12 protein-coding genes and 1 other annotated feature are annotated in these 12,164 nt (G+C 64.5%); of the genes, 1 reads left to right on the top strand and 11 read right to left on the bottom strand.

Translation table 11 applies throughout. The features are described 5' to 3' along the window. Positions 1-21: 21 nt before the first annotated feature. The 7 genes from MA875_RS11270 to MA875_RS11240 all read right to left on the bottom strand — a co-directional run bounded on the left by MA875_RS11270 (position 22) and on the right by MA875_RS11240 (position 5,475). Positions 22-318, bottom strand: coding sequence for a hypothetical protein (locus tag MA875_RS11270; RefSeq protein ID WP_248242386.1), 297 nt, complete (start codon positions 316-318; stop codon positions 22-24). A 210-nt stretch (positions 319-528) separates the two neighbouring features. Next, on the bottom strand, positions 529-1,131 hold the full coding sequence (locus MA875_RS11265; protein ID WP_248242385.1) for a cadmium resistance transporter: 603 nt from the start codon (positions 1,129-1,131) through the stop codon (positions 529-531). Continuing rightward, complete coding sequence (locus MA875_RS11260) at positions 1,128-1,601, bottom strand: signal peptidase II (RefSeq protein ID WP_248242384.1); 474 nt, start codon at positions 1,599-1,601, stop codon at positions 1,128-1,130. The genes MA875_RS11265 and MA875_RS11260 overlap by 4 nt, the downstream gene beginning before the upstream one ends. A gap of 74 nt (positions 1,602-1,675) precedes the next feature. Next, a complete protein-coding gene (locus MA875_RS11255) occupies positions 1,676-3,580 on the bottom strand; it encodes a heavy metal translocating P-type ATPase (protein ID WP_248242383.1) in 1,905 nt (634 codons plus the stop codon). Then, a complete protein-coding gene (gene cmtR / locus MA875_RS11250) occupies positions 3,577-3,936 on the bottom strand; it encodes a Cd(II)/Pb(II)-sensing metalloregulatory transcriptional regulator CmtR (RefSeq protein ID WP_039711340.1) in 360 nt (119 codons plus the stop codon). Before cmtR ends, MA875_RS11255 begins: the two co-directional genes overlap by 4 nt. A 211-nt stretch (positions 3,937-4,147) precedes the next feature. Then, a complete protein-coding gene (locus MA875_RS11245) occupies positions 4,148-5,086 on the bottom strand; it encodes a cation diffusion facilitator family transporter (RefSeq protein WP_039711339.1) in 939 nt (312 codons plus the stop codon). Beyond that, the gene (locus MA875_RS11240) at positions 5,086-5,475 is read right to left on the bottom strand and encodes an ArsR/SmtB family transcription factor (RefSeq protein ID WP_179561446.1); all 390 of its coding nucleotides are present in this window, start codon (positions 5,473-5,475) and stop codon (positions 5,086-5,088) included. Before MA875_RS11240 ends, MA875_RS11245 begins: the two co-directional genes overlap by 1 nt. A 298-nt stretch (positions 5,476-5,773) precedes the next feature. Between MA875_RS11240 and MA875_RS11235 the strand changes: the two genes are divergently transcribed. Continuing rightward, on the top strand, positions 5,774-7,045 hold the full coding sequence (locus MA875_RS11235) for an Nramp family divalent metal transporter (protein WP_039711342.1): 1,272 nt from the start codon (positions 5,774-5,776) through the stop codon (positions 7,043-7,045). Positions 7,046-7,333: 288 nt separating this feature from the next. Here the strand turns inward: MA875_RS11235 and MA875_RS11230 are convergent. The 4 genes from MA875_RS11230 to MA875_RS11215 form a co-directional block, all read right to left on the bottom strand. Further along, positions 7,334-8,571, bottom strand: a protein-coding gene (locus MA875_RS11230; protein ID WP_372492570.1) for an IS3 family transposase whose coding sequence is annotated in 2 segments (ribosomal slippage) — positions 7,334-8,286 and positions 8,286-8,571 — 1,239 coding nt in all. Because the reading frame shifts where the segments join, the coding sequence is not laid out codon by codon here. Further along, positions 8,196-8,301, bottom strand: a sequence feature (AL1L pseudoknot). Its footprint overlaps the gene before it by 106 nt. A gap of 59 nt (positions 8,572-8,630) precedes the next feature. Next, complete coding sequence (locus MA875_RS11225; protein ID WP_372492569.1) at positions 8,631-10,631, bottom strand: bifunctional copper resistance protein CopD/cytochrome c oxidase assembly protein; 2,001 nt, start codon at positions 10,629-10,631, stop codon at positions 8,631-8,633. 150 nt (positions 10,632-10,781) lie between these two features. Then, the gene (locus MA875_RS11220) at positions 10,782-11,465 is read right to left on the bottom strand and encodes a DUF305 domain-containing protein (RefSeq protein WP_248242380.1); all 684 of its coding nucleotides are present in this window, start codon (positions 11,463-11,465) and stop codon (positions 10,782-10,784) included. Further along, positions 11,462-12,154 (bottom strand): thioredoxin-like domain-containing protein, encoded by a 693-nt coding sequence (locus tag MA875_RS11215; RefSeq protein WP_248242379.1) that lies wholly within the window; start codon positions 12,152-12,154, stop codon positions 11,462-11,464. The genes MA875_RS11220 and MA875_RS11215 overlap by 4 nt, the downstream gene beginning before the upstream one ends. Positions 12,155-12,164: the final 10 nt, after the last annotated feature.

Here is a 12,164-nt window from a genome sequence, read left to right as displayed (position 1 = left end):
GCCATCGACGCGCTCAACCGACTACACCCTCGTTCGTGAAGAGCCCCTTTTCGGGTGACCTTTCAGACCGCTCGTTGTCCAGTAGATGCGACACGCCATGTCGTCTGAGCGGTCGTCGGACGGGAAGAGGTCTATCCCGTCGATAACGATCGTGGGTGAACCAGCGAATGGGAGTTGCGTAGCCTGATCAGCAGACTCGACGAGGATGGGATTGATGTTGACTCCACCGTGGCTCGTCGCGTCGAGTGCGGCGCGCAGTTCTTCGACCGCCGCTTGCCAGGTCGGGCAGTCGGCAATATGAAGAATGTCGACTTTCATAGTTCACCTCGTCACGTGCGGCCCGCTTGGCGGGTGCTCGATGTAGGGCAGCCTTGTCGATTGCGTTCGGTGGAACAACCGCTCGGCTCGCGGCGCCATGATTGTGTGGTCAGCTGGGTAGCTGCGCGGCGTTGTCGAGTAGCTGAGGGCGGCGACGACCATGACGTTGAGACGCATAGCTGTCTGAATCACCCTGCAATGACGTTTATGTCAGAGCCCGAATGCTCCCCCGCTGATCAAGATGAAGATGCCAAGTCCGATAAGAACAAGCGGGAACAATATGTGCTCCCAATGTTCCAGGATTTCCGCGATCGGACGTCGTGTGGCGATGAACTTGGCCACTATCACCAGAACCGCGACGAGCGCGAGAAAGACCACGCAGTAGGCGACGACGGCGGCAGATCCCACGTTGAGGAAGACGGGGACGTAGACGCCGATGTTGTCCCCACCGTTAGCGAAAGTGACTCCGGCCACGGCCCAGACAGCGACTTTCGTGCCTTCAATCTTGCTTTCGTCGTCATCGTCGTCGTGTCGGCGGCGCCAGGCTTGCCAAGCCGCCCATAGCCCCAGCCCCAGCGGGATGAGCCCGAAGTAGGGAATCACCTCTGGAGGCAGAAACGCCCCAGCGCCGAGGGATACGAGTACGGCGGCGCCGAGAATACCTGCGAACCCCACATACTGACCGACGAGGATCCGAGGTGTCGTTCCCCGTTGCCCGGCGCCGCGGGCGAAGAACAGGGAGAGCACGATGATGTCGTCGATGTTCGTCGCGAGGAACAGCCCGATCGCCTGCAGAACGGAGGAGAAGATCATGCTCGGGTCTTTCCCTGACGGAGGTATAGCAGGAGGCCGAGTCCGACGCCGATGCCGATGATGACGTCGGCGAGGTTACCGATGAAGAGGTTGCCGTAGGCGAGAAAGTCTGTGACGTGACCCACTCCGAATCCGGGTGGAGCAAACAGCCGGTCTAGGAGGTTGCCGACCGCGCCGCCCCAGATTAGCCCGATCACGACGGCCCACCCCGCGGTGCGGGCGCGGGCGGAGGCGATCAGTAGACCCACGGATGCCGCCGCAGCAATAAGGGTGATCAACCAGGTTGAGCCGGATCCGAGGGACATGACGGTGCCGGGATTGAACGCGAGTTGCAGGCCGAGCCAGTCTCCGAGGAGTGGGATGCGGGCTTGTTCGCTGAGCCGTGAAAGGGCGAGTGCTTTGGTGCCTTGGTCGATCAGCACGGCACTGACGGCAACGGCGAACGCGAGCAGAAACAGTCGGGGTCGCACGCGCGCACCAATATGATCGGCGGCATTGACTACGGTACCCCCACTTCCGGGCGCACGGCTGTCAGCGGACCCGGTCATGCTTGTGCGCGCCGCGCCGCGCGGAGGCCGTTGAGGATGACGATGACTTCCGCGACTTCGTGGACGAGCACCACGGCGGCAAGTCCGAGGATTCCGGTGATCGCCAACGGCAGGAGGACAGCGATGATCGCGATGGACAGTACGACGTTTTGGTTGATGATGTTGCGGCCGCGACGGGCGTGAGCGAGGGCCTGCGGGATGAGGCGCAGGTCGTGGCCTGTGAATGCGACGTCGGCGGACTCGATCGCGGCATCCGCGCCCTTGGCTCCCATCGCGATTCCCAGGTCGGCAGCCGCGAGAGCGGGGGCGTCGTTGATGCCATCCCCGATCATCGCGGTGGGCTGCGACTTCGACAGTTCCGCGACGGCGGTGGCCTTGTCCTCGGGACGCAGTTCGGCGCGCACGTCGCTGATGCCGGCCTGCGCGGCGAGGGCCGCGGCGGTGCGGGCGTTGTCGCCGGTGAGCATCGTCACCCCGATCCCGCGCCGGTTCAATGTCGCTATGACCTCAGGAACCTCAGGACGCAGCTCGTCCCGCACCCCGATCGCGCCGACTGGCTGGTCGTTGCGGTGGACGATGACAACGGTCATCCCCTCGGACTCCATCGCCTGCACCTCGTCGGCCAGCGTGCCAGCGTCCAGCCAGCGTGGACTCCCTACGGCGAGATGAGCACCGTCGAGCGTGCCGACGATGCCGTGGCCCGCGGTCTCGCCAACGCCGGTAGCGGCCGGAGCGTCGGGAACCGCGTTGGTGATCGCTGCGGCGAGGGGATGCGTGCTGTGACCTTCCAGGCTCGCTGCCCATGCCAGCACATCATCCTTTGTCGCGCCGGTGGTGACGACATGGGTGACCGTGGGCTCATTGCGAGTCAGGGTGCCGGTCTTGTCGACGGCGAGGTGGCGGATGCCACCGAACCGCTCGAACGCGGCACCGGACTTCACGACCACACCGAACTTAGAGGCGGCGCCGATGGCAGATACGACGGTGACCGGGACCGCGATCGCCAGAGCACACGGCGACGCTGCGACCAGCACGACCAGGGCGCGGGTGATCCACAGCTCGGGGTCGCCGCTCAGCAGCGACCCGAGCACGCCGACCAGCACGGCGAGGATCATCACCCCGGGCACGAGGGGTCGGGCGATTCGGTCGGCCAGGCGGGCGCGGTCGCCCTTCTCCGCCTGCGCCTGCTCGACCAGTTCCACAATCGTGGTGAGCGAGTTGTCGGTGCCGGCGGCGGTGGCTTCGACTTCGAGGACACCGGTGGTGTTGATCGACCCGGCCGACACGTCGGTGCCGGGCTCGACCTCGACCGGGATCGACTCGCCTGTGATCGCGGACGTGTCCAGGCTGCTCCGCCCGGCACGCACGATACCATCTGTCGCGATCCGTTCACCAGGCCGGACCGTGAGCACATCGCCGACACGCAGCTCCTTCGCCTCAACCTCCGTTGTGGCGTCGCCGCGCTTGACGAGTGCGGTGTCGGGCACGAGCTTCAACAGCGCCCTTAGCCCTGCGCGGGCGCGGTCCATCGCTTTGTCTTCCAGCGCCTCCGCGATGGAGTACAGGAACGCCAGTGCGGCGGCCTCCTCGACGTAGCCGAGGATCACGGCGCCGGTGGCGCTGATCGTCATCAGGAGCCCGATGCCGAGCTTGCCCTTGGTGAACAGCTTGCGCAGTGCGCCCGGCACGAATGTGTACGCGCCCAGCAGCAGACCGATCCAGAACAGCACCAGGCCCGCGGTCTCCGCGCCGGTCCAGTCGCACACCAGGCCGGCGGCGAACGCGACGCCGGAGGCAATCGGGATCAGAACGCTCGGGCTCCGATACCACGGCCGGTCATCGTCATCGTCGTCGTCGTCGAGGTCGACGTGTTCGACTTGCGAACTCGTGACCGCGCTCATGCCCGAACCTCCCCCGGCACGCAGCCCTCGACCCCGCAGTTTGGGTCCATGCACGGCACGCTCTCGTCGACCGCGAGCGTCACATCAACCAGCGCCGTCAGGGCGCGGGCAAGGTGCGGGTCTGCGACCTCGTAGCGGGTCTGCCGCCCCTCGGGCTCGGCCACCACGATCCCGCACCCCCGTAAACACGTCAGATGGTTCGACACGTTCGAGCGGGAAAGCCCCAGATCGCGAGACAGCACCGCGGGGTAACTCGGGCCGGCCAAAAGCGTCAGGAGGATGCGTGAGCGGGTCGGGTCGGCCATGGCGCGCCCCAGCCGGTTCATTATGTCGAGTCGATCGGCATGAGTCAGCATGCGATGACTATACACTGGACAATGAACTATTTGGGTGGGAGATCGGCCCGTACAGCCGGTCATCGACCGATGAGGCGCGGCGGATCCCGCCTTATCTGAATCCTCGGACGACCATTTCAACGAACCAACGGCGCATGAACAGTAGCGAGAACTGCGCCTATCTAGCTCACCTACGTCGATTGGTCACGAATCATCTGGCTGTTCGAGAGCCTCAAGCGTGGGTCACGGTCGCCTCCTCCTCTTGGATATGAGCTGTTTCTATCTGAAAGGTGGAGTGGAGAACAGAGACCTCGAAGTGGTTGGCGACGCATTCCTTCACCTCCTCCAGCACTCTCGCAGCGTGACCGTCTGAGAAGCACCGATCTTCAACGACCACGTGAGCGCTGATGGTGGGCAGCCCGGTTGCGACGATGGAAGCGTGCAGATCATGGACGTCTTTGACGTGGTCGAGCTTGAGAATGTGGGCACGAACTTGGTCGAGGTCTAAGCCGGGAGGCGTGAATTCCATTAGAACGCTAGTGGTCTCGCGTAGGAGCTTGAAGGCGCGCGGCACGATGAGCGCGGCGATCAACAAGCCGGCGATCGCGTCAGCCTGCATGAAACCTGTGGTTGCGATCACAATCGCTGCCGTAATGACGCCAAGCGATCCCAGTGCATCGTTGAGTACTTCAAGGAACGCGGCGCGCATGTTGAAGTTTGCTTCGCGAGTTGAGGACAGAAGGACTATTGCGGCGATGTTGGCTGTGAGGCCGATGATGCCGAACACCAGGAGCTCGGTTCCCGGCACCTCGGGCGGTTCGAACAAGCGGCGAATTCCCTCGATCGCGGTGTAGGCGCCAACGAGGAGGAGCAGGGTCGCTTGCCCCATTGCGGCGATGACCTCGATGCGACGGAAACCCCACGTGCGCTTCGCGCTGGCCGGCCGCAATACGAGGGTTGCAGCGATCAGGGCAACCAGGAGGCCAGAAGCGTCCGTGATCGCATGTGCGGTGTCGGTGAGTAGCGCGAGACTGCCCGTGACAATTGATCCGATTGCTTGGGCGACGACAATTATCCCGGTAAGGCCAAAAGCGATCCAAAGCCTCTTGCGGTGGTCCCCCGGTTGGCCTGCGGCGCCCGGGGTGGAACCGTGATTGTGCCCAGCGCCCATTAGCGGATCTCCGTTCTCTCCTTGTGGGCAAGGTGGGGGTCACGCAGGTGTGTGTGCAGTTGGGCGTGGGTTCCGGTGGCGCTGAGGAGCGATTGAGCCGCGTTGATGAGCGCGGCGGTTGCGTTTGGCTCGGTCAGCGAATACCACGAGGAGCGACCTTCCGGACGGACCGTAATCAGGCGACAGTCGAGCAAGAAGCTCAGGTGTTTACTCACGGTGGACTGTGCAAGACCGATGTGCTCAACCAGATCTCGTACTCGATGCTCGCCGGAGGCGAGGTGCTGTAGGACCGCCAATCGGGTTGGGTCCCCGAGTGCGTCGAACAGGTGGGCATACACTTCGGTGGCACCTTCATCCAGCGGGGATCCAACCGCGACCTTCATCGTCATAATGCGATGATATCGTTTTTTGGACAACGCATCTATGCCAACGTCATCTGACGAATGTGTGGGAGGGCGCCGAGGCGACAGCCGCCATGACGCGTAGCCCTCTTCGAGCTACTACGGCGGACCTCATGCGCCTGTTTTTCGTGCAAGGCGGGGAGCGTCGTGGGATCGACCGCGAGAATAAGCCTGTCTACTGCGGTCACCGAGCGTCCCCCTTGTTTTCGGCACACCGAAAAATTAGCCTTCTTGGGTGCCGACTCCCTTTTGGCCGGGATCTCGGAGCTCCCGCGCGGCGCGTCGCGTGTCCACGAACCGCAGGGCTTGGCTGATAGGTCCGGCGATTGTCGCTGGAGTGGCCTACCTTGACCCGGGCAACGTGGCGAGCAATATGACGGCGGGCGCTCGGTACGGCTACCTGCTCGTGTGGGTCATTGTGCTCGCCAATGTCATGGCTTGGCTTATTCAATACCTGTCGGCGAAACTCGGTATCGTCACAGGGCGGAGCCTCCCAGAAACCATGGGCGACCGTATTCACAACTCCTGGGCGCGTCGGGCGTACTGGTTCCAGGCCGAGCTCGTCGCAATGGCGACCGACATCGCCGAGGTCATAGGTGGAGCGGTTGCGCTGTACTTGCTATTTGACATCCCGCTTTTGTGGGGTGGGATCATTACCGGAGGCGTCTCGCTCACTTTGCTCCTCGTGCAGTCGCGCGGCGGGGCGAGGCCGTTCGAGTTTGCCGTGATCGTTCTTACGGTCATCATCGCGATCGGCTTTACCTACGGCGTGTTCGTCGGAGCGCCTGACCCGGCCCGGGTGGTCGGCGGACTACTTCCGCGTTTCGACAGCACTGGCTCCGTGCTCCTGGCTGCATCGATCCTCGGTGCGACAATCATGCCGCACGCAATCTATGCGCACGGCGCCCTCGCGCGTGATCGGTTCACGCCGCCTGCGCCAAAGAACCTGGCGACAGCGGGTGCCATACCGCGAGGCGTCATGCTCGATGACGTTCGCGGGATCTCGACATCCCGTCTACTGCGCGCGACGCGCTGGGACGTCACGCTCGCGATGCTGATCGCCGGCACCGTCAACCTCTGCATCCTTCTACTGGCTGCAGCCAATCTCGCTGGAATGCCCGGCACGGACACCCTCGAGGGTGCATACTCGGCTCTCTACGACGACATTGGTCCTGTCGTCGCGACCCTTTTCGCCATCGGACTACTCGCCAGCGGTCTGGCGAGTACGTCAGTCGGAGCGTATGCGGGTGCGGAGATCATGCGAGGCTTGCTGCGCCTCCGCGTACCGTTGCTCGCGCGTCGGCTGGTGACGCTTGTGCCCGCGCTTGTTCTTCTTGGGTTCGGCGTCGATCCTACTCTCGCGCTCGTGCTGAGCCAGGTGTTGCTTTCGTTCGGCATCCCGTTTGCGCTTGTGCCGTTGATCGTGGTTACGGCAAAGTTTGAGGTGCTCGGCCCCTTCCGCAACCATGTAGCGACGACGGTAGCGGGAATCGCCGCAGCCGTCTTTCTCATCATCCTTAACGGTGTCCTGGTATGGCTCGTGCTCACCGGGGCGTGAGTGTCTGTGACCGCTTGTTCTGAGACCAGGGTGACGGTCTGATTCCGACCTACCTGGAGATTTGGCCTGCTCGCCGAGGGCGGGGAGGGCGGTGGTCGGGATGGGGAACAGGGTCGAGGCTATTCGCGAACATTCGCCGTGACGCGCGAGCGAGGAGCTCAGTATCTGAGCACTCGCCCGCCGCTACGGTGCGCCGGGGCACGGTACGGCAGGCCTTGGTGTCTGCGTCCCGACAAGCTTCCTCCTGGTTACCCTCGACCACCATCTGAATCGGCCTGACTTTCGTTCCTATCGGGAGCCTTGCCCGGCAGGCGCCGATTGGGCTGATTCCAGGTCAGCGTAATACGCGGTCTCGACCTCGACCGGGGTGCGCATGTCGAGCTCGCCGTGGAGGCGCTGGTTGTTCCACCACCACACCCATTCGAGCGTCGCCAACTCGACCTGTTCGACGGTCCGCCATGGTCCTTGCTGACGGATCAGCTCGGTCTTGTAGAGGTTGTTCACCGCTTCCGCCATCGCGTTATCAAAGCTGTCGCCGACGGTCCCGGTGGAAGGGACCGCGCCGAGCTCGACGATCCGCTCGGTGTAGACCATCGCGGTGTAGTTCGACCCGTGGTCGGCGTGATGGATCAGCCCGTCGAGCCGGCCGCCGGCGCCCCACGCCGCCATGTCGAGCGCCTGCATCGGCAGGATCTCGGACCGCAGCGTCGCGGCGACGTTCCATCCGACGATGCGTCTCGAGTAGACGTCGGTGACGAACGCGACATAGGCGAACCCGGACCACGTCGCGACATAGGTCACGTCGCAGACCCAGAGCCGTCGCGGCGCCGGGGCGGTGAAGCGGCGATTGACGAGATCGCTCGGTAGCGCCGCCGTCTTGTCGGAGCGCGTGGTGAACACCCGCTTCGACTTCCTCACCCCGCGCACGCCGGCAAGCCGCATGAGCCGTTCGGTCTGGTCACGGCCGATCTCCCAGCCTTGTCGGCGCATCAGCGCGTGCATCTTCCGGCGCCCGTACACGCCGTAGTTCTCCGCATGCAGCCTGGCGACCTCCGGGACGAGAAGGTCGTCCCGCAGCTGCCGGGCGGACGGTGCGCGGCCGACGGCGGAGCGGTAGCCGCGGGAGGTGAGGAAGCCCTGCACTGCCGGTCGGAGGACCCGGCAGATGAGCTCGACCCCGAAACGATCCCGGTGTTCGTCGATGAACCGGATCATCTCGGTCAGGGACGGTCGAGCTCCTTCGCGAAAAACACGCTCGCAGCCTTGAGGATCTCGTTCGCCTTCCGCAACTCCGAGACCTCCTTCTCGAGCTGCTTGATCCTGGCGGCGGCGTCGGTGGTGACGCCGGGCTTGGTGCCGGCGTCGACCTCGTAGCGGCGCTGCCAGAGCCGCAGCGTCTCCGGGCTCATCCCGAGCAGGCCGGCGACGTGACGGACCGCGCTCATCATGTTCGGGTGCTCCGGCCGCGCCTCCGCGAGCATCCGCAACGCACGCTCACGCATCTCCGGCGAGTACTTCCTGTTCATCGAGTTCCATCCTTGCTTGAAGAACGGAACGAAAGTCAGGCCGATTCAATCCGCGGGTGTCATCTTCGGTCACGGGCGTCCTTCTTCGCCAGCGCGGTGAGGTGCGCGTTGTACGCCTCGAGCTCGGCGTCGTCGGTGCGGTCGGCGTGGCGGTCGCTGCGCTTCTGGTCGCGGGCGTCGCTGCGGCTCCACTGAATCGCCACCGTAATGGCGAGAATGAGCGTCGGTATCTCGCCGACCGACCACGCGAGACCGCCGCCGATGTACTGGTCCTCGAGCGGAGAGGGGCCCCATGTACGTCCCATCGACCCGAACCACTCGGCGACCATGAGCCCGGTCTGCATCATCATCGCCACCCCGAAGAAGGCGTGCATCGCCATGACGCCGATGAGCAGCAGCAGCCGGCCCGCGTACGGGAGGCGCCAGGGCACCGGGTCGATGCCGATCAGGGTGAGGGCGAAGAGGTATCCGGTGATGAGGAAGTGGGCGATCATCCACTCGTGTCCGAGGTGGTCGTAGAGCGACCAGCGGAAGAGATCGGTGTAGTAGAACGCCCAGAGCGACCCGATGAACAGCCCCGCAGCGACGAAGGGGTTCGTCAGTACGCGGGCGATGGGGGTGTGCACCGCCCAGAGGATCCACTCGCGGCCGCCGCGCGTGCCGTCATCGCGCTTGTGGATCGCCCGGGCCGCCAGGGTCACGGGGGCACCAGCGACCAGCAGCACGGGGATCGCCATCGTGAGCAGCATGTGGCCGAGCATGTGCATGCTGAACAGGTAGTCCTGGTAGACGTTGATGACTCCGCCGGTGACCCACACCAGCAGCATCATGCCGGTGACCCACATGATCGTGCGGTGTACCGGCCAGGGGTCGCCGCGGCGGCGCAGTCGCCATACCCCGGCAAGGTAGAAGAAGATCGCAAATCCGGCGATCACCGCCCACAGCAGATCGATGTTCCATGCGGTGACCCACCGTTCGATCGTGAGCTCCGCGGGCAGCGGTGCGCCGGTGAGGCGTTCCGCTGGCGTCGGGGTCGCAGGAAGCGGGGCCGGGTTCGGGGGAGGGGTGCGGGCCAGCGCTGCAGCGGCACCGCTGGCGACGCCCATCAACGCCAACTCGAACACAATCAAGATCCAGAAGGGGCGGGATGCCCCGTCAGAACCGCGCATCTTGCCGATCAGCCGCATGCGGTACCACGCGCCGAACAGTCCGAGACCGACCAGCGCGACAACCTTCACGGCCAAGATTGCGCCATAAGGGGAGAGCAGGTCCGACCACTGCTGCAGGCCGATCGCCGCGCGCACCATGCCGGATATGGCGACGAGCACGAACGCGGCCAAGGCGATGCTTGAGTAGCGGGCGACGACATCGGCGATGCGCTGCCGCTGGAGGACTGGACGGATGGCGACGAGCAAGAGGAGACCGCCGAGCCACACCGCGGCGCCGATGATGTGCAGGATGAGCGCCATCATCGCCTCGCGGTGAAGGGCGTCATCACCGGAGTGCCCTTGCGTGCCCATCGGCACGAGCGAGGAGACCGCCAGCAGGGCGACCAGAAGCGTTCCAACCCAGGACCGCACCGCGAATGTCAGAACGGTGAGTGCTGCGCCCGCGACCGTTGTGATCAGCCACGTCCGGCCCACCTCGAGTTCGACGAGAAACCGTCCGAGCTGGGCACCGAACTGCGGTCCGACGTCGATCGCGGGGTTGAAGACGCTGAGAAACGTGAGGAACCCGGTCGTACCGGCCGCCACGGTGAACACGGCGGCGGAGATCGAGGCGGTATCGAGGGCGATATCGAACTCGCGCTCACCCGTCCGCAACGTGAACAACGCCGTCACGAGCACACCGACCATTCCCGCCGCGGCGAGGTTCACGATCAGCTTCGCGGCCGGAAGCCCCCAGCGTACGACCGGGCCGGCATCACCGAGGGGGAGCTGTGCAGCGCCGCCACCGAATGCCAGTGCGCCGACCAGCACAGCGAGTGCCACCCCAACGAGGATCGTCGGCCCGAGTACCCGCAACGTGCGGTAATTGATCTCTCTGCTGCGCGACATCATTCGTGCACGGTGTGAATCGGGTTGCTCGCCGCGCGGTCGCCTGCGAGACGTTTTCTGGGCGTTGGGGTCACGGTGGTTCCCTCGGGTCGGGATCATTCGCAGCCAGGCGGAGCAGGTTTGCGGCACCCGCCGCGGAGGTGCAGTCGGGTGTTATTCGCAGCCGATCCGCGCCTGCATGGATTTCATGGCGCTAATCTCGGCGGTCTGTCCGTTCTTGATGTTCTCTGCGACGGTCAGGGCACGTGGATCTGTGCCGAGTTCGATGAGCGCTTCCGCCATGGGGATGGCTCCTTCGTGGTGGCGAGTGAGCAGCCCGAGGAAGAGACAATCGGCTTGCTGCCCGGTCGCGCCCTCCAAAGCGGAGATCTCTTCGCTGGAGGCCATGCCCATCGCGATGCGCGCCTCTTCCTCCGTCATTGCCGCACCGTCAGACATCGCATGGTCGCTCCCACCCGGAGAGGCATCCATCCACTGCATCATCGGGCCACCGGACTGCGACAGCCCCCACTGCACGAGCCAGTCGTACATCTCGCCGCGCTGGCCCGCCTGCCCGGTGGCGATGTCGTACGCGAAGATCCTCAGTTCCTCGTCGGATGTCTTGCGGTAGATCTCCATGGCCATCTGGATGGCCTGCGCGTGATGCACCTGCATGTCGCGTGAGAACCCCGCCTCGGGAGAGTCGGTACCCGGTGTGCCCGCGCCCTGCGACCCGAAAGTTGAGAAGCGCCCCGCAGCGAAGGTCAGCGCGCCGACCGCGAGCAGGATAAGGACGACGATCCACCACCGCGGCCACCCTCGGGATGGGGACGCGTCGCTGGTTTCACTGCGGCTCATTGTTTTCCCGGTGCGTCGTATGCGCCAGTGCAGGCGGCGTTCGGCTCAGGCGCGTTCTGGCTGCGCCAGTACTCTTCGAAAAAGGCGCCGATACGCTCGTCGTTCGCCGAATCAACCTTCAGCTGCTGGTTCCAGTTGGACATCACGATCGGCGCATCCAGTCCCTCATAAGGCGAGAGAACGACGTAGGTTGCGGGCAGAAGGCTCTTGAGGGTTCCGAGTTGTTCACCGGCGACCTCGTCGGGGTTGTAGGTCACCCACACAGCGCTGTGCTCCATGGAGTGGACCGCGTTCTCATTCGGGACCGGTTGGTCATAAATGCCGCAGTTCAACCAGACGGCGTTGTGCGGGCCGCCCGCTGGAGGGCTTTGCTCGTACTGGACAGCACCGGCGACGTGCTCAGCCGTGTTCTCGAAGGTCTGGACTCCTTCAATGGTTGCCCCTTCGCTGCCGGCTTCGTACTGTCTTGGCGGTAACGGTGCGAGCACGACGGACGCAACGACGAGGCCGATGATCACCACAGCCGCCGTTGACCCGACAACCCACCAGACCAGTTTGCTGCGACGGCGTTTGGCGAGCTGCTTCTGATACTTGGCCAACTTTTGTTGGCGCTTTTGCTCACGCTGTTGTTTGACGGTCACCGGCCCATGTTGAGACCTGTTGGTCGAGTTCGAGCGGTTCGAAGGCATAGGTGTGCTT

It is taken from the genome of Microbacterium kunmingense, from assembly GCF_023155745.1.
Taxonomy (GTDB): Bacteria; Actinomycetota; Actinomycetes; order Actinomycetales; family Microbacteriaceae; genus Microbacterium; species Microbacterium kunmingense.
Note: the sequence above shows the minus strand (reverse complement) of the source record. Positions and strands in the feature narration are given on the sequence as shown.